General features: G+C 56.4%; 17 protein-coding genes and 1 pseudogene. 6 read left to right on the forward strand and 12 right to left on the reverse strand.

The window, feature by feature from the left end:
- Nucleotides 1-165: 165 nt before the first annotated feature.
- Together BA190_RS24040 and BA190_RS24050 are read left to right on the forward strand one after the other, a co-directional pair.
- Entirely contained in the window at nucleotides 166-648 is a 483-nt protein-coding gene (locus BA190_RS24040) for a hypothetical protein (protein ID WP_156771680.1), read from the forward strand.
- Between the two features lie 207 nt (nucleotides 649-855).
- Complete coding sequence (locus BA190_RS24050) at nucleotides 856-1,131, forward strand: hypothetical protein (RefSeq protein WP_068293449.1); 276 nt, start codon at nucleotides 856-858, stop codon at nucleotides 1,129-1,131.
- Nucleotides 1,132-1,989: 858 nt separating this feature from the next.
- On the opposite strand, the gene BA190_RS36105 is transcribed toward BA190_RS24050, so the two are convergent.
- From BA190_RS36105 to BA190_RS24065, 3 genes are read right to left on the reverse strand one after another with little or no spacing between them, the layout of a single operon-like run.
- Nucleotides 1,990-2,442, reverse strand: coding sequence for a hypothetical protein (locus BA190_RS36105; RefSeq protein ID WP_156771681.1), 453 nt, complete (start codon nucleotides 2,440-2,442; stop codon nucleotides 1,990-1,992).
- Nucleotides 2,443-2,472: 30 nt separating this feature from the next.
- Nucleotides 2,473-2,910 (reverse strand): FosX/FosE/FosI family fosfomycin resistance hydrolase, encoded by a 438-nt coding sequence (gene fosX / locus BA190_RS24060; protein WP_068293454.1) that lies wholly within the window; start codon nucleotides 2,908-2,910, stop codon nucleotides 2,473-2,475.
- Nucleotides 2,911-2,941: 31 nt separating this feature from the next.
- Nucleotides 2,942-3,973 carry a hypothetical protein gene (locus BA190_RS24065; RefSeq protein WP_068293456.1) on the reverse strand — a complete coding sequence of 344 codons (1,032 nt, stop codon included), beginning with the start codon at nucleotides 3,971-3,973 and terminating at the stop codon, nucleotides 2,942-2,944.
- 222 nt (nucleotides 3,974-4,195) lie between these two features.
- On the opposite strand from BA190_RS24065, the gene BA190_RS37255 reads away from it, so the two are divergent.
- Complete coding sequence (locus BA190_RS37255) at nucleotides 4,196-5,083, forward strand: HNH endonuclease (RefSeq protein WP_162275198.1); 888 nt, start codon at nucleotides 4,196-4,198, stop codon at nucleotides 5,081-5,083.
- Between the two features lie 345 nt (nucleotides 5,084-5,428).
- On the opposite strand, the pseudogene BA190_RS24070 reads toward BA190_RS37255, so the two are convergent.
- Together BA190_RS24070 and BA190_RS35460 are read right to left on the reverse strand one after the other, a co-directional pair.
- Nucleotides 5,429-5,685, reverse strand: a pseudogene (locus BA190_RS24070) (IS630 family transposase); the annotation flags it as partial.
- 98 nt (nucleotides 5,686-5,783) lie between these two features.
- Entirely contained in the window at nucleotides 5,784-7,418 is a 1,635-nt protein-coding gene (locus BA190_RS35460) for an outer membrane beta-barrel protein (RefSeq protein WP_162275200.1), read from the reverse strand.
- Between the two features lie 1,010 nt (nucleotides 7,419-8,428).
- Here BA190_RS35460 and BA190_RS24080 point away from each other — a divergent pair.
- Nucleotides 8,429-9,256, forward strand: a complete 828-nt coding sequence (locus BA190_RS24080) for a response regulator transcription factor (RefSeq protein WP_245314936.1) — start codon at nucleotides 8,429-8,431, stop codon at nucleotides 9,254-9,256.
- A 179-nt stretch (nucleotides 9,257-9,435) separates the two neighbouring features.
- On the opposite strand, the gene BA190_RS24085 is transcribed toward BA190_RS24080, so the two are convergent.
- From BA190_RS24085 to BA190_RS24110, 6 genes are all read right to left on the reverse strand, one after another.
- Complete coding sequence (locus tag BA190_RS24085) at nucleotides 9,436-10,314, reverse strand: outer membrane protein (protein ID WP_082980005.1); 879 nt, start codon at nucleotides 10,312-10,314, stop codon at nucleotides 9,436-9,438.
- A 454-nt stretch (nucleotides 10,315-10,768) separates the two neighbouring features.
- Entirely contained in the window at nucleotides 10,769-11,098 is a 330-nt protein-coding gene (locus BA190_RS24090; RefSeq protein WP_156771682.1) for a hypothetical protein, read from the reverse strand.
- A 63-nt stretch (nucleotides 11,099-11,161) separates the two neighbouring features.
- Nucleotides 11,162-11,521, reverse strand: coding sequence for a DUF4180 domain-containing protein (locus tag BA190_RS24095; protein ID WP_068293474.1), 360 nt, complete (start codon nucleotides 11,519-11,521; stop codon nucleotides 11,162-11,164).
- Between the two features lie 52 nt (nucleotides 11,522-11,573).
- Nucleotides 11,574-12,077, reverse strand: coding sequence for a class I SAM-dependent methyltransferase (locus BA190_RS24100; RefSeq protein WP_068293477.1), 504 nt, complete (start codon nucleotides 12,075-12,077; stop codon nucleotides 11,574-11,576).
- Nucleotides 12,078-12,498: 421 nt separating this feature from the next.
- The gene (locus BA190_RS24105; protein ID WP_068293481.1) at nucleotides 12,499-12,765 is read right to left on the reverse strand and encodes a hypothetical protein; all 267 of its coding nucleotides are present in this window, start codon (nucleotides 12,763-12,765) and stop codon (nucleotides 12,499-12,501) included.
- 464 nt (nucleotides 12,766-13,229) lie between these two features.
- Nucleotides 13,230-14,018 carry a lytic transglycosylase domain-containing protein gene (locus BA190_RS24110; RefSeq protein WP_082980011.1) on the reverse strand — a complete coding sequence of 263 codons (789 nt, stop codon included), beginning with the start codon at nucleotides 14,016-14,018 and terminating at the stop codon, nucleotides 13,230-13,232.
- Nucleotides 14,019-14,264: 246 nt separating this feature from the next.
- Between BA190_RS24110 and BA190_RS24115 the strand changes: the two genes are divergently transcribed.
- Together BA190_RS24115 and BA190_RS24120 are read left to right on the forward strand one after the other, a co-directional pair.
- On the forward strand, nucleotides 14,265-14,894 hold the full coding sequence (locus BA190_RS24115) for a DUF4893 domain-containing protein (protein ID WP_068293484.1): 630 nt from the start codon (nucleotides 14,265-14,267) through the stop codon (nucleotides 14,892-14,894).
- Between the two features lie 189 nt (nucleotides 14,895-15,083).
- Nucleotides 15,084-15,995, forward strand: a complete 912-nt coding sequence (locus BA190_RS24120; RefSeq protein ID WP_068293487.1) for a DUF2167 domain-containing protein — start codon at nucleotides 15,084-15,086, stop codon at nucleotides 15,993-15,995.
- Nucleotides 15,996-16,028: 33 nt separating this feature from the next.
- On the opposite strand, the gene BA190_RS24125 is transcribed toward BA190_RS24120, so the two are convergent.
- A complete protein-coding gene (locus tag BA190_RS24125) occupies nucleotides 16,029-16,700 on the reverse strand; it encodes an HAD family hydrolase (protein ID WP_068293489.1) in 672 nt (223 codons plus the stop codon).
- Nucleotides 16,701-16,722 lie beyond the last annotated feature (22 nt).

Consider the following 16,722-nt stretch of genomic DNA (forward strand, 5'->3'; position numbering starts at 1 on the left):
ATTGATGTTTGCCGAGCCATTGAAACATGCTTAACATTCAAGCGAATCATAAGATGTTATTGTCAGGGCACCATATCGAAATATGAATTGAGCGGATGCATACAGTATTGCTCTGATTTTGAGAGAGGGACGCGCTTACTCTGTGGTGTCTGTCGACAGCGATTGATGTCGAGATCAAGTAAGATTCTGCTTTTGCTTAGTAGTGGAGAAATCTTTGAAGCAGAGGGCTTTGATAGCGTGAGTAAATGGTTCACGGCTAAAGTTTTAAGATGGCTAATATTCAGCATCATCTTTTCATTGCTGCCGCTAGGCCTTGACTACCTCATGGCCCTATCGCGCTCCAAAAGCCCCTCGGGGTCGATATGGGCGGACGTCATCGGTCGCGGCGAGCTGTGCCTCATTGCCGTAACCTTGTCTGCCGTGGGCGCAGGCGAGATGTACGGAACGCAGCTCAAGGGTGAAAGGCTTAGTGTCATCCTTGGCGGCGCATCTTTGATAAACACCATGCTTGGTGTTGCCCTTTACGTCATGATGAAGTCGGCCGCAGATACGCCGTCAGCGTATATTTTATTTTCAATTATTATATTTTTCAGCACCCTTGTTGTTGCAACAAGTTGCATCGCCGCATCGGAGACTAAGGGTGTTTGAGAATTGGGCACTACTAGGTTCATTGGCATCAATCGCGGCCGCTATCGTGTCGGTCGTCGCGGTGTTCAGGATGCAGCGCAGAATTACGAGAATGGAGCAATCACTCAGGTCAAAATATCGCGACCTCCCCCCGACTCCAGATGTCGAAGACCCAAGAGAAAACGACGACCACGCGGACGCTTTCGACGATAACGAGGATGACCGCTAATGGCCGAACCGCGCTTTATGCTTGTACAACTCCCCCGCCGGGCAAGCCTGCCTTCGGAGAAAATTCGGCCAGTCTTGGACAAGGCGCTCGACTGGATTGAAGTCAGTCCCAATACTTGGCTCCTTTGGACGAGTTCGTCCGCAGAACGTTGGTACAAGCGATTGGAACGGAAGTTTGGGCCAAATACCCGCTTCTTTATCGCGGCAATTGACCCTGAGAACCGGCATGGCCGCATGCCGGAATCTTTCTGGGAGTTCCTGGATAAGCCGCGATGAAGTTGTAGTTTCAATTCGGTATGTACGCGGTTGAATTGAACTGGCCGATCTACCTATCTCACTGCTAGACGTGAGTGACTGAGTATATTCAAGGCTTGAAAAATCAGTTCACATATTTCTATGCCCATAAGCAGAAATGTCTTCGTGCTCCGCCATTGCTCAGGCACTAAATTTAAGCGGCTAAAACACATCATGGGAACCTCGCGTGCCCTTTTCTCAAACGCTAGCGATGACCGTTCAGCGCGCCCGAGCGCAGATGGCGAGGGCCGGCGCGGGGGGAATAGCCGGAGCGGGCGCAGGTCTGGCTTTCTTTGGCACGCAAGGAGCTGGCATCGCTGCCCTCGGCACGGCTGCAGGGGTGCCGCTATGGGTTGTTCCGGGGGCGGGCTCGATGTTCGCCAAGACGCTGCACGAAGAGCTTACGAAGCGCAAAGGTGATTAGGCGCAGGCATCGGAGCCTTGCCTGCCCCTGAAGGCTGGCTTATCTCTATCGATGCGGTGGCCGGCCGGGCTGCCGTCCCGGCTCCCCTGCGCTAGAGGACTGGATTGCTACGAGCGGGGACCACGGGGAGCAAGCCTGCGGTTCCCAACCTCATCCGATGATGCCCTTTTTCGGGGGGCGCGGAAGGTGACAAGAGGGTGATGGTGAGCCGCACTGTCACCCTTACTTGTGCCTCCAGGACCTCCAGAAAGCGCAGCGGGCGCGTGCTCTAGTCGGCGCGATACCGTCCGCGTGCTTTGATCTCCGGGCGCGTGCGTGGCATCGCGAGGGGGGCATGGGGGGATTGCGCGACTATTCCAGTCGAGGCCCTGTCTCAGATTTTTCCGGCAAAACAATTCGGTACCCCTAAGGCCACCTTACAGCAACCAGTTGGCGTACTTCCATGTGACGCAGCGGGCGTAGTTAGGGAGTTCTTCGGAGACCGATGCGGGATTAAGGTTGCCGTCGTTAGTGCAGTAGGGCGCGTATTTGCTATCGTCACCCAACTTCACGCTCAAGCAATTCTGAAAGTCACCCGCTGTAGCACATTCTTGACGCGCCGATGAGAACGCTGCGCATGCAAGTTCAGCGGGGCAAAGACGATCAAGCTTGGCTTTCTCAAGTTGATGTAGTGCGTTTCGAGCACTTTGCCGGTCCTTTGCAGCTTGGGCATCAACTGCGGCCTGCCGCGCCTGTGCCGCCACTTGCTCGGGAGTTTCGCCGTAGTGTGTGATGTATGAATGGGCACTGCCTATGGCGACTATACCCGCGAGGATGGCAGCAACTATCCCAAAGTCTTTGAGGGTCGGTGTTGCTCGGCGCTTTTCCATGGCCTGAGGGTATGCTGGAGGGTAGCGATGTCAACAAGCAGTCAAAACATTTCGGCCCCTGGCGTACCTATTCAGGCGCTCCTGAAGGGTGCCCGTGTGGAGCTCGAACATGTGATTATCGTCGTCGTAAAAGTATATGGACTGCCCCTCACCGGGAACCCGAGAGCGCCCCTCTCTCACCTCCAGGTTGAGAGACCTAATCCGCCTGAGATAGTCCTCGTATTCATCATCAGTGATTTTGAAGGCGACGTGATTATAGCTTCTCGTTGGAAGTTCCTCTCCCTCCATAGTGGCAACCCAAACGGCTTCACCTTCGCTTCCGATTAGGAAAAAGCGCTCCTTAGAAAGTGAGAAGGTCTCAAGGCCACTGTCGTAGACTTTCTTGGCGTCGAAAACGCTCGTCAGAATTTGTTCCATGCGGTCGAGGTCGCGAACTATGAAAGTGATATGACTCAATCCCTGAACCAAGTGGTTTCACCCTTTCCAGCGCCTATCCCAATCAGCGCATATATATCTTTTCAATGAAGCGCGGAGCACACATAGATCTACCACCGCCCCTAAAAGCTCGTAGCTCGTCTTTGTAAGTTATGCCACTTTGATCGGGCGTGTTGGTAAGTACGACTACCTCCACTCCACCATTTTTCCTATCGATCATCAATGAAGGAATAAGGCCCCACGCCTTCTTTCTGAGATTACCTTTCAACGCTCTTCGTACGCCATTCGTCACGATATCAACTAGTTCCAGACCGGGATGCGAAGCAGAGAGAAATCGCATGTCCTCAGTCATGATCATCTTGATGTCAACTGGGGGAATTCTCTCGTCAATTGGGTGAGCCAAGAACTGTCTCTTGTAGGCTGAAATACCTCCAACCAGCTTAAATCGGTCGAAATAACTATAGTCACCCCATTCAATTCTTCCCGCTGGCTCTTTCATCGATTGGGACTCTAGTTGCGGCAAAACCCCAAACGAAAACCACCGCTCCCACGGCGTCAGGCCGGGGAGTAGATCCTTAGCATCAAAAACCCAGTGAAACGCCCCCAACTCCTTCGGGTGCCGTTGGCAATGATACAGGGTTCCCGTCTCAAGCGCTAAACGCAATAATCTTACCGTAAGAACGCTCTGGCAATAGAGTGGGGGCGGCATCGCTTCCAATTCCTGTCGATGGCCCCACAGGAGCGAATGGATTTCGGCCGTGTGAGCCTCCGTGAGATGTTGGGTAATCGCATCCTCTTGACTCCGCTTGTGTGCCAAAATGTCCGCCTCAACGTGCATCCCGCCGTCCATCATGACGACCTCAAATATCACTTCATTCCTTTGGAGAATAGAAATAATATTTTCATAGTGATGCTCGCCCAGAAGCCGCCCTTTTACCTCACCATTGTGCATGGGTAGGCTTGGACGCAACTTGCTATATTTTAAGATCACTTTCGCCATTCGGTGATCAGGGATTACGAGCGCACCAACAAGTGAGATGCTGTTGCGCTTTCCAATGCCGCTAAAGGTGCCGCTTTCATCGATGAATATGTGCATTCCACCCTGGAGCCCTGTCTAGCTGAGGAGGGGTGTTACAAGCGCCGGTCGCGATTGCGCGATTATTTCAGTCGAGGCCCCTACTCACTTTCCTAACCTAAATTATTTCGAGGTCCCTCACCTATGGCATCTCACAATTCTATTCAAAAAACTGTATAAACTGCCAAATGCATGCCCACTTGAATAGGACATACCAAGAGTCTGTGTGGAATGGCACATCATATGTCCTCTCAAAACATTCAAGGCCTCAAGGTACCAGTACAGGGAGGGGGAGTTTGCATATATTGCGGGAGCAGTGGAGGAGCAGACGGGCTCAAAAGTGAGCACATCGTCCCTTACTCGCTCGGTGGAAACACCGAACTCACAAACGCTAGCTGCCGTGACTGCGAGGGAATTACCAGCTATCTTGACGGCTATCTTGCAAACGCAACCTATAAGCATCTAAGGGTCCATGCAAAAGTCCAATCCCGGCGCGGACACCCAAGTACATTACCGGCATTTGTGGAACTTCCGAACGGCTCTGCCCAGCTTGACCTAGCACCGCCTGATCATCCCTATTTCCTGCACATGCCGGTCTGGCCACCACCGGGATTGATGCGGGGTGCTCCTCTTTCATCGGAATTTCCTCCCGCAAAAGCACACGTCTTCTGGTGGTTCCCTCCCTCCATTGGCGAAAAAATTGGTCTTCAGAAGGGGCAGATTGGCGGCATCGAAGATCGAACGCCAATGCCAAATCTCACCACCTTTGCAAGGGCAATAGCAAAGATTGCATATTGCCATGGTGTATTCCTCTACGGTCTTAATGGCTTTCGATCATTAGCTCTACCGGACATAATTCTAGGTCGGTATCCGTGCATATCTTATTTCGTAGGAAGCGATATGCGGGACCCACCCCAACCGGACCCCCCAGGCCGGCTGCACACCATCGTCGCGACAACCGTTACCGTGGGTGCTCTGCGGTACCTGACACTGCGAATTCGGCTATTTGCGCATAGCGGCACTCCAGAAAATGGAATGCCTACTTATGAAGTGGTTATCGGAGCGGAGGGGCCTTGCAGAGTCCGAAGTCTGCGACCATCGCCGAAACTCGCTCGGACAATCCTGCTATGATCATTGGAATTGCCGGGCGGCTCGTGAAGCATTCGCATCGGTAACGTTCCGTGGCCTGAGCGTCTTCCACCCTGTTAGCGCTTACTGCGTTGCAAGCCCGTCCAGATAGTAGACACTGGCACGTGATGGTGGTACAAGCCACTCACGCTAATCACAGCCTAAGATACTGAAATATAAAGATTTATGTGCGCTGAAGGGCCAGTCCCTCCCTCTCCGCCATTTATCCCTGAAATCGTTGGTATTCTTGGTTTGGAAGCAGGCGATCTTTCGAGAGACCTGCTCGAGACGGGATTGGTGACGTGAACAAATGCACTGTCATCGCAATCAGCACTGTCACCGCAATCCAATGTCCAGCCGCTGCACCATCTCGTTGAGTGTGGTGTCCTTGCGTTCCTTGATCAGGCCGACGATGAAGGCTTCATGCCCATCGAGGCTGGAGGAGCGGTTACGACTCGGCCGCCGAGGCGTCAGTTCGCCGACTTTCGCTCGTGCGATCCAGCGGATCGCACTCGAAACACCTATGTCGAACCGCGCAGCAGCCTGGCGTGCCGACAGCATTCTGCAGAAGCCTTCAAAACACGTGGCCGCGAATCTCCGCTCATTGCTTTTCCATTATCAACATCTCCCGCGCGGGAGATGTTGAATCGGCTCACAAACCCTCTGTCACGTCACAATCGATTCATCGATCGCAGGACGCGCTCTACTTCCTCGCAAGATCGCCAAACCGATAAGACAGCTGCAGGAATCCACCCAGTTGTTGCGAGCGGAATTTCTCGGCCGATCTAGCATCAGCGCCTGGAAACTTCGTATAGCCATCGCCGCTTTTTAGCCATGTATATCGGCCGCCAACACCCACGCTCACATGGGTAGTAATGGCATAGGAAACCACGCCCTCAAGCTCCAGGCCCTGACCGGGATCGGCATGTTCCCTCATAGAGTTAATATCGCTTCGCGACCAGTGATTGTCGCGCCCTTCAAACATGACATAGGGAAGATAACTGGCCGAAGCGGATAATCCGATTGCATCAGATATCTGATAGTCGCCTTTAATTCCGACGCGCGCACCATGCCAAACTTCACTTTGAGTATGCACCAACTTGTCTGATGGCCACGGCTCTAAACAACTCCTGCCATTTCCGATCTGGGTACAACCCATGCCATTAAGACGGCGCTGATATAGTTCGTAACCCAGATATCCGCCAAGATCCCAATTGTCACCTTTGAAGGCTACATAGCCGACATCGACCGCCCCCTGCACGCCACGGCTAGATCTCACATCGGCATCGGTATTGGAGTAGAAGCCAGAACTAAAGCTAAATGGCGTATCGATAAAATCCTCATTGCGGCGCTGTCCAGAAAAAATGTCGATTCCGTTAAAGTATGCCCTCGCAAATACACCGTTCTTGAAGTTGATATTACCAAATACCTCGCTAAATGCGCCAAGAGTATTCGAATATTTTATCCGGGAGGTGAGCAAATGAGGGGAGCCCGGGTAATATAAGTTCTTTTGGAATGTATTGGTAGCCAAACCAGCGCGTACGCCAAACTCTCCAGAAAAATCAGGAGCTATAGAGCAACATGGCTCCAACCTGCCACCGAAGTTATAGTTTAGGCCAAATTTAACCATCTGGTCATCGCGCCTAAGCTTCGCTGTCGCTTCAGAGCCCGGGGTACCAGGGCTACCAGACAACCTGATGTTTCGGTCCCCAAGAAAATAGTAGTCATACTCCAACTTGGCCGACCAATTCTGGCCTAGAGCATACTCAACACCCAGGCCACCTACCCATCCAAATCGATTTTCTGAAGCCGTATTTATTGTCTGATCGTAGTAGATATTAAGAGGCCCGGTCGAATAACGATCATGTGCATAGGCCGCACCTAACTTGGTATAAAGCAAAGCTGGACCAAAGGTATAACCGAATCGGGCTGACAAGCTCGCCAGCGCGTCTGTTCTTGTACGACCGTAATCTGTCGACCGCGCAGTCGCATTGCGACCACCAATATTTGCCTTACTGTCGAACAGACTGGCGGATGCATCGCCCTCCACACCGAGCAAGAACCGGCCGATCTGATAATTATAGCCTCCCTGAAGCCCGAAAAGGAGCCCTTCGTGCAAACCGCTGGCCTTTCCATCTCCTTCATTGAATTGGCCGTTTATATGCGACCAATCGGCCGTGCCAAAGGCAAAGCCGCTGTGAACTCCTAGATAAAATCCGGTCCAGTTAGTGACGCAGTCGGGAGGTAGCGGCTCACTCGATTTGAGCATTGGGAGATCTGCCGCTGACGCAGCGGATGGAAGCAGAACGGCCAAGGCAACTGCCGAAACGAGTCTCAAGATCGAATCCCCCCACTATTCACTGCGACAGTCATCATTAGTCACTATATGTTGACCTAGAATTTTAGTGATAGTCGAGATCTTTTTCTAATTTTTGACAATTTCTCGCCACAAATCCCGGAAATTCGTCGAACTCCAAGCTCTGTAAAAGATTTAACATCCGAATACTGTCACTAACTTACAATTTCTGTCGCATAATGTCTCATTTTTGGGGGCACATTATTCTTTGCGCGGTGCAGCCGACCTTGCGATATAGGTCTCACGCAACTCGAACATTGGCGTTCCGCTTTCCGGGCGATCGTTCAAGGGCCGGTAGAGATCGCGGAATCGGGTGCCTTAAGCCAGCGCCATGCGCAAACCAGCAAGCTATTCATCTAATCGATGATGAAGCAATAAGAACGCATCCCAGAGGCGATGTCCTCGCGCCGACATAGCTCGGCGATACGCTCCTCGCCGCACGCACCTTCCAGCACGATGCGGATCTCCTCCTCAGCAGGAAACTGCCGGCGGGTTGCTTGCCGAGTGTCCTTCACAATCTGCTCTGCCGCAACATTTTACGGCACGGATTTCTATCTCATCCGCGCTCCCGAATGGCTGCGATGATTCGGAAATCCTCCCCTCGCCCCCCAAAAAACTGCCTCAACAGTGCTGACGGCGAATAAGCTTAACGAGAGTATCTATTTATGTAAAAATCATATAATATTCGATATATTTCAAATATTAAATTAATATATCAAGCACGTGTCATGCAAAAATATAAATTTTTAATTCATTATACAATATATAAAGAGATTTTCAAGGTAATTTTCCAGCATGTGGCCTTGCGCGACGTGAAAACGCCGTGCTTTCTTTTATGGACACGGACAAGACCTCAGAGGCCTTGCAGCTCCAGCTCTTGAAGTGAATGAATTGAGCGGCCTAGAGCCTACCCCAGAATAGAGCTGAATGGCCTCCTTCACGCAGGCAGGCTCAAAAACGATCAGCATTGTCGATGCGGACCAATGTGCGACATGCCAGCGCAATTGGCAGATAGCTGGAACTTTCAGCACTTTCCTATCTTCAGACAATATGCCAAATGGGGTAGCTTTGATGCGCTGGATCTAATGCTTTGGGGCTATGAGATGTTCGGGAATGAGGCTGAACGGGGCAATGTTGTAAGCGCCCCGCTCGTCTATCTTGTCGACGACGACGCGGGTTTTCGCGAAGAAATGGTTGCAGGATTATCGAGGCTAGGCGTGAACGCACACGGGTTTCCCAGTGCCGCAGCCTTGTACCGGGCTTATGCCGCCAAGCCATCGGAAATCGTGGTCCTCGACATTGGCCTCGAGGATGAAGACGGTCTGTCCATAGCGGCGCATTTGCGGGTCTCCCAGTCGATCGGCATCATCCTGGCGACGGAACGAGATGCCGTAGAAGACAGAATCGTGGCCCTTCAGAAAGGTGCAGATGTCTGCCTGGCCAAACCCATCGATGTTCGGGAACTTGCTGCCACGGTGGCGGCGCTCAACAGCCGCCTCGACAGACATTACCAGACGCCGACTTTCCCTCAATTGCCGCAATGGGCTTTGGAGGAAGGAGGCTGGACGCTCACCGACGGCAGGGGTCACCGCCTGCGCCTGACGACCGCCGAGCAGCGTCTCCTGGGACGCTTGTTCCGTGAACGCGGGCACACCGTCGAGCGGAAAGCGCTCGTCGAAGCCATGGGCGCGGACGTCTATGACTTTGACTATGCAAACCTCGACACCATCGTAGGCCGCCTCCGGCAAAGAGCCAAAAAGGCCAATATGCATTTGCCCCTGCATGCAATCCGTGGTCGTGGCTTCAACTTCACCGACTAGGTTCCGGTCTGTCCGATGCGAATCGCGCGCTCGTCGCGAGCAAAGCGGCAGGCGGCGGTGAAGCCACTCAAATCGTCCTGCGGTCATGAGGCCAATCTAAACCCGCAGCCACCGCGAACTGGACTCGGCCACTCCTCTGCAGGCAACCGAGTCTCGTTGTACTCGGATTTATCGAAAGATCAGAATTTATAGCTGAGACCAAGCGTACTGCTGACTTGATTCCATCCAATCTTCACAGGCTTGTCGATCACAGTATCACTAGCCGCAATATAACTGGTTCCATAGGATCTTGCCTGGAAGGCGGTATAGCGGACCTCGGCTCGCAGCAACCAGTTTGCGGTGATGGCATATTCTGCACCCAGGCCGGCCGTCCAACCAATATGGACCTTGCTCGAAGAGGTTCTGGCAGAAAGACCTGCGACAGGAAATCCGCCCAGGGAAAACAGCCCGGTGTTATTGATCAATTTGGCTTCAGCGATGGCAATGCCGCCAGTCGCGTAGAGCAAGATATTATCAAGTGCATAGCCGGCACGCAGACGGGCTGAACCTTGCCATTCACTCTTCAAATCAAGACGACGCTGCGCGAAACCCGTCAGACCTATGGAGGATGTCGCATGCACGCCAGCTAACCCGCTGGCGTGGCCTTTAATGCCCGCATAATCCACGTCACCCTCGACACCGACCACAAGCGCGCTATCGGCGAACTGGTAATTGTAGCCAGCATGCGCGCCGCCAACAAAACCCTTCACATCAAACTTATTCGGCATGAACTTTTCGTCTGTAGCCACGCATGCCCCAATAAGGACAAGAAAAGTCTGACCAGTCGGGCACTCGAGCGCCGTTCCGTCTATGATTGCTCCATTTCGAGCAATCAGATCATTCTGGTCGACATCTTGCCTGCCCCAGCCATATCCCGCATGGAGGCCCGCATAAAAGCCGGTCCAGCTATAGCCGGGCACCACCGGGGCAATTGTCTCCGCCGGTGAGGGCACGAGATCGGCAGCCAACGCGGCTGATGGAAACAAAACGGCTAAGGCAACTGCCAAAACGAGTCTCAAGTTCGCCCCCCACTATTCACTGCGACAGTGATTATTAATCACTATATTTTGCCCTAGAATTTTGGCGATAGTCGAGACATTTTTACTTTGATTTGACAGATTTCCGTCAGAAAAATCGGGAATTCTCTAGAATCCAGATCCAATAGAAAATATAATATCCAGATACTGTCACTATCTTACACATGCTGTCGTATGATGTCTTTGTTTTGGGTGAACGCACTAATATTTGCGCGGTGCGACTGACCTTTCGATGTGGGTCTCACGCAATTCGAGCATTGGGTGTTCCGCTTTCCAGGCAATCGTCATCCCGAAGTCGGCGCCGGCGGTCTCGGCAGGCTGGCCATTCTCCTTCAAGGCGATTGCGCCGGCTTCCCGGAAAAGGTTGCGGCGGTATCGAGCACCTTCACCGCAAAGCCGGTGAAATCAGGCGGCGGGCGGGTGCCCGACGCGATTGTCACGTCGGAACGGCCAACATATCGTTGGCTATCGCCAGGAGCCGCCGAGGCCGATCGTGGATCCACGCGACAGAACAATTCACTGCCGCATCCACGGCCGGCAGCCGGCGGCCTTCCTCTGCCAGCACATCGTCCACGGTGCCCGAGACGGCTATCGTGTCGGCTTCTGGTTCGGCGACGATCCGGTGAATCCCAGATCCGATGCCTGGTGCGATGCCTGCGAGGCTCGCCTGGCGAAGGCCAACTATGTCTGGGGCGATGAAGCCGAAGCGCAGGCTGGCGTAACCGTTGTCTGCGGCGCCTGCTGCGACTCCGCCCGTAACTTTCACTTGGGGGTCCCGCGCCAACCAGCATAGCGGCGGGAAACGCCCGCCCCGCCCCTTCCCGGGGGACTATAGCCGGCTGCGCAGTTCCGCCAGGTCGGCAGCGAACCAGATGTCCCGGCCGCGATTGGCTTCACGGACGAAATCGCGCAGAGCGTCGCTCTCGGCGATCCAGGCCGAGATGTCGCCGATCACGGCGAGACGCAGGCGGTGATTGACGAATTTCTGCACCACGGCGCCGGCGAGCCGCGTGCGCAGGCGGAAGAAATCGTCGGCGAGCCGGGCGACGGGGATCGCCGCCATCGTCGCTTCCAGCTCCCAGGCCTTGCCGAGAAAATCGTTGATATCGCCTTCGCCGGCGAGCTTCTCGCCCTCCTCGGCGCAGACCAGCACCCGGACGCCCCGGATCTCCTCGACTCTGTCGCTCACGGTCGCTTTCCCAAGGGGCCCGCCACGGCGGCATGCGCCGGCCGCCCCGCTCTCAGACGATCTCGTAGATGTGATATTGGTCGCCCGTCACCTGCGGAAAGTCCCGGCGCCGGAAGGCGGGCGGCACCTCGCCGTCCACCAGGGCGATGTCGACATTGGAGACATAAAAGCCGCCCTTCGCCATCAAACCGGGCAGATAGGCGATGATGTCGGCCACGATCGGCACGGCGCCCTGCCTGTCCTTGAGGCCAAGGTCGGAATGGGCCAGCGCGGCCTTGCGCGGCAGGCGCTCGGCGGCGGTGCGGATGGTGTCGGCGATATCGCCGAGGAAGAGCAGTTCGTCCGCCGGGCGCACGAAGACATTGGGGCTCACCCTGATGTCGAAGGCATAGATGTCCCGATCGGGGAAGTTCTGGCGCAAATGGTCATAGGTCCGGCCATGGCCGAGACCGAATTCGAGCACCGGCCCCTCGACGCCCCGGACGAGTTCGACGGCGAGGTCGAGGCAGTTGCGCTGGGCCGTCATGCGATTGATGAAATTATCGAGGTAGCTCATTATCCATTTCACATCATTGCAGAAATCCCGGCCAGCCGTTTGGGCTGCCGACCCGGCGGAGTGCCGGGAGCCGGCTCCCGGATGCAGCGTCCGGACCGGATATGCCGGTCGTCATAAGCCAGTGGACTGGAGCGAGGCAAGCGATCCTGCAGGGTTGGGCAACGCCGGGCAGCCCGGCGGCCGCGACATGCGGGTCTCTTTCAATGTCCGTCAAATTTGCCGGTGTGCGCGAACATAGCGCAGCGGCTAAGTTGATTCTGCGAACGGCGCGGCAATCTCCGAACAGATCCCCTCCCTGCCGTGTTGTTCGCGTCTTTCCAGCTCGTCTCTCTCTCGTCTAACCTCCCAGCCCGCGCAAGCGGGCTTTTTCTTTTCCTGCCAGGATTGAGCGGGGGACCGGGTTGCACCAGCTTCCGTTCGGTTATCCGCGGGAATAGGGAATGCCGATCTCGGCTCGTTCCAGCAGCCACTCCCAGTGGCCCCGGGCATAGCCGCGCGAGACGTCGGCCAGGAGCTTGGCCATCTCGGCCTCGATCGCAGCGATCTCGGCCATGGCGTGGCTGTTGGCGACCAGCAGGACGCGCACGGCCATGCGCGCATCGCCGTCGCAATCGGCGATGACGCGCTCCACGTCCGCCTCCAGATCCTCCGGCAAAGCCTGTTCGGATTTGCTGGCTTGCGACGTCATTGGCGGATCTCCCTGTTCGGAAAACTGAAATCGGCTGGTATCTCGCTCCACCGTGACGATGCACGAGCCCGCCCGGCCCGGTTCCCGCCACTGCCGGCAAACCACTGGACGGCTCCGGAATCGAGACCGGAAAATTAGGCGAGGGCACCGTGGCTGTCGAGCATTTTGTTCATAATATGTTCTTGATATCGACAGCCCCGGAGACGCCCACCCGAGGTTCTGCGCAGCACACTCGCGGCAGCCTCAAAAATTTTTCACTCGAAGCACGGAACCAAATCCCGGCCGGCCGGTTCAGTTCGCAGTCGGATGCCTTGAGACCGTTCCTGGCATTCGAGCGGGCCCGCCCGCGTGACTTCGAGCTGTTGACGCACTCGTAGTTTCTTCGGGCTTTGTGGCCCGACCCAACGACCCAACTGCCGGGTGCCCCCGCATCCGGCTTTTTCTTTGGCCGGTCGGCACCGGACTCAATTGCGCAGCACTGCGCAGCTGCCACCGGCCCGGTGCAGCTTGTCGCAGATGAGGCCCGCCTCGCGCATGGTACGGGCCGGCAGCCGGACACGGTAGAAGGCCCGCCGGCCGCGCCCGGCCATGCGCGTGCCGATGATCAGCGTCTCCCGGCCCGACAGGATGGCCGGGAAGCGCTTGACCGCCCGCTCATAGGAGGCGATGGCGATGGCCTTGGAGAAATTGCCGGAGAGCTGCACGCCGAAGGGCGCATAGGGGCCCTCGATCAGGCGTGGCGCCTCCTTGCGCACGGCAGTGACCACAGCGAGGCAATTGACCGGCCTGGCTGGTTCCTCCCTCCGCTTGAGACCGTCGTCCGAAGCCCAGTCATAGACGCTGCGATGGGTGATGAAGCGGACATAGGCCTCGGTTTCCGCCGGCAGATAGCGCTGCCGCGAGAACCAGTCCGACAGGCGCTTGGGTCCGGCATTGTAGGCCGCGAGCGCCAGCCCCCAATTGCCGAACTGGTTCTTCAAGGCGGTGAGATAGGCGGCGGAGGCCGGTATCGCCTTTTCGGGATCGAAGGGATCGTCGAGCTTCCATTCGGCTGCCGTGCCCGGCATGAACTGGGCGATGCCCTGGGCACCGGCGCTCGAGGTGACGCCGGGCCGGAAACTGCTTTCGCGCCAGATCAGGCGCGTGAAGAGCTCGGGCGGAATGTCGTTGGCACGCGCCGAGGTCTCGATCAGGCGGCAGATCGCCTCGTCCAGGCTCTCCTGGCGTGCCTCCGCCCGGCCTGCCGCGGCCATGCAAGCGAAGGCCGAGAGAAGCAGGATCGTCGCAAGAAAAAGCCGAAAGATCACAAACAAGGCCCCGCCACTGCCAGCGCGGCTTTCTCTATCGCCGCAGCCGAGCTCCTCGGCAAGTGCTTCAGACCCTGGATTCTCATCTCCCGACAGCTGGTTCGCGGACAATGACCCATGACGCCGTGCCTGCCTTGCCAGGATCGCGTGGACTAGTGCAAACAGGACATCCCGCCAATTGGAAGTTCCATCATGACGAGATGTCATTGGGCCGTCGCCGCTCTCGCCTGGTTCGCAGCCGCCACCGGCACGGCCCTGGCCGCCTCCGACTTCGATCCCACGCCATTGCTGCCCGTGTCGATCGAGGACGCCGACCGCACTCGCCTGATGAATTTCGAAGCGACGCGCCGGAGCGCCATCGATGCGGTGCTCGGCTCCAATGCCCGCCATACCGCGGACGGCATGGCCCTGGAAGAGATCCTCGCCGGCGAGCCCAGGCCGATCGCCAATACGCGCGAACTCGTCGGCACCTGGCGCTGCCGCAGCGCCCAGCTCGACGATGGCTCGAAGGCCAATGACGGCAAGGGCAGCGTCTATGCCTATCCCTATTTCAAATGCGCGATCAGCGAACGCGGCGGCAAGCTGTTCTTCGCCAAGATCAACGGCTCCCAGCGCGTCAGCGGCTTTCTCTACCGCGTCAGCAACACCCGCTTCGTCTTCCTGGGCGGCAACGCCAATGGTGACGACCCACCGGTCGCCTACGGCGCCTCGCCCAAATCCGATGCGGTAGCCTATCTGTTCAAGGCCGGCCCGCGCAAGCTGAGGCTGGAAATGCCGCAGACCTGCTGCAGCACGCTCGAGATTCTCGAACTGGTGCGCTGAGGCGACAAATCAAGCATCTCGGGTAGAGCGGCAAGGCCGCCGCCACGACACATGCGCCGCACCGCAACAAGTCTTGCCGATTCATCACCAAAGATCGGCATGACTATCCATTGGTGAAAACGCAAACAACGACTTCCGAGCCGCCAATCTTCATGCTAAGCACCTCAAAAATGGCGCTGGGGAAGTGACATGAAAATTGCAACAGCCTTCGTTTTTAGTCTTATCATTACCACCCTAAGTATAAGTAGTTCCTTTTCCGAAGATTTACCATCTGGGCAAGAGGCTCGGGTTCAGCAACTCATCGCTATTCAAAAATCCCTCAAACCTAAATATGACACAGTCCAAATTCCACTTGCTGAGGCAACTCTTCAGCTCGGAAAAGACTACTACTTCCTCAATTCGGAAGATTCCAGGAAAGTGATCGTCGACGCCTGGAAGAACCCGCCCAGTTCTGCAAATAATGTCCTGGGAATGATCTTCAAGGACGGAACCAATTTCGCCGACGCACAATGGGGCGCGGTCATCACCTACAAGCCGGAGGGCTACGTCTCTGACGAAGACTCCAAGACGGCCGACTATGATGCCGTCCTCAAGCAATTACGCGAGGGCGAAGACCAGGAAAACACCGATCGCGCGAAGCAGGGCTATGAGCCGATACATATCGTCGGCTGGGCACAGCCACCCTCCTATGATCCAGTGCGCCATACGCTGATCTGGGCCCAGAACCTGCACTTCGGCAACCAGACCGACAACACGCTCAACTATGATGTGCGCATCTTGGGTCGCCGTGGCCTCCTCAGCCTCAATATGATCTCGACCATGTCGAGCCTTCCCGAAGTCAGTGCGGCAGCGACCAGCCTCGCCAGCCTCGCAACCTACAAGTCCGGTGCACGCTACGAAGATTTCTCGCCGTCCGCCGACGCCAAGGCCGAATATGGTCTTGCTGGCGTGGTCGCCGCCGGGCTCGGCGTTGCCGCGGCCAAGAAGCTCGGTCTCCTCGCCCTGCTGCTGGCCTTCGGCAAGAAGTTCTTTGTTTTCATCTTCTTGGCGGCGGCGGGATTGCTCGGCTCGGTGAAACGGCTTTTCGCACGCAGGAGCTGATCTCGGGGACGCGGCAAGCGCCACCCGCCCCCCTTACGCCTCGAAAGCCGCCCGATCCAGCGTCAGGAGATCGCCGATGCGTTCGATGGTGACGTCGGGCTTGGGCTCGATGGTGCTCATATCCGCCTCCAGGGCGTAGTGGCCCTGGCGCACGAAGATGGTGGTGAGCTTGTCGCCCATCACCGCCTTCATCTTGGCGAGCAGGCGGGGCTTGTCGTCCACCATGGCGTAATGCTCGGCCGGATAGTGGCGCTGCACGGAATCCAGCATCTGCTCCTTGTGCAGATAGATCATCACCCGACCTTCCACCGCATCCCACAGGCCGGCGCGCTGCACCTTGCGCGGCTGGAACACGATGTCGCCATCGGAGAGAACGGCGGGAGCACTGAAGCTCTTGAGATGGGCGATGGCTTCCAGGGCCTTCGGAAAAACGCGCTCGGCGAAGGGATATTCCAGGAGGAATTTCGACATCTGCAGCAGGTCGGGGTCGTCGTCCAGCCCGGCGCGGAAGAGCTGGAGCGCGGCCAGATAGTCGGCATAGCCGTATTCGTCGCGGATCTTGCCGTAGATCGCCCAATAGCGCGTGCGCTGGTCGGCCCCGAAGGCCTCCTCGATATGGTCGCCGAGGTCGTCGCCGAAGCGGTCATTGTCGAGCAGCGTGTTGTCGACGTCGAGAAGGACGACGAGCTTGCGGTCAGCGGACACGGCGAACTCCTATGATTTTACG

The organism is Labrys sp. WJW, assembly GCF_001676615.1.
Classification (GTDB): Bacteria; Pseudomonadota; Alphaproteobacteria; order Rhizobiales; family Labraceae; genus Labrys; species Labrys sedimenti.

What these genes read in the sequence shown, in the direction of transcription:
- BA190_RS24040 (WP_156771680.1), top strand. Translation starts at nt 166, where the DNA reads ATGTCGAGATCAAGTAAGATTCTGCTTTTGCTTAGTAGTGGAGAAATC.
- BA190_RS24050 (WP_068293449.1), top strand. Translation starts at nt 856, where the DNA reads ATGGCCGAACCGCGCTTTATGCTTGTACAACTCCCCCGCCGGGCAAGC.
- BA190_RS36105 (WP_156771681.1), bottom strand. Translation starts at nt 2,442, where the DNA reads ATGGAAAAGCGCCGAGCAACACCGACCCTCAAAGACTTTGGGATAGTT.
- BA190_RS24065 (WP_068293456.1), bottom strand. Translation starts at nt 3,973, where the DNA reads ATGCACATATTCATCGATGAAAGCGGCACCTTTAGCGGCATTGGAAAG.
- BA190_RS37255 (WP_162275198.1), top strand. Translation starts at nt 4,196, where the DNA reads ATGTCCTCTCAAAACATTCAAGGCCTCAAGGTACCAGTACAGGGAGGG.
- BA190_RS24080 (WP_245314936.1), top strand. Translation starts at nt 8,429, where the DNA reads ATGCCAGCGCAATTGGCAGATAGCTGGAACTTTCAGCACTTTCCTATC.
- BA190_RS24100 (WP_068293477.1), bottom strand. Translation starts at nt 12,077, where the DNA reads ATGAGCTACCTCGATAATTTCATCAATCGCATGACGGCCCAGCGCAAC.
- BA190_RS24105 (WP_068293481.1), bottom strand. Translation starts at nt 12,765, where the DNA reads ATGACGTCGCAAGCCAGCAAATCCGAACAGGCTTTGCCGGAGGATCTG.
- BA190_RS24110 (WP_082980011.1), bottom strand. Translation starts at nt 14,018, where the DNA reads ATGGCCGCGGCAGGCCGGGCGGAGGCACGCCAGGAGAGCCTGGACGAG.
- BA190_RS24115 (WP_068293484.1), top strand. Translation starts at nt 14,265, where the DNA reads ATGACGAGATGTCATTGGGCCGTCGCCGCTCTCGCCTGGTTCGCAGCC.
- BA190_RS24120 (WP_068293487.1), top strand. Translation starts at nt 15,084, where the DNA reads ATGAAAATTGCAACAGCCTTCGTTTTTAGTCTTATCATTACCACCCTA.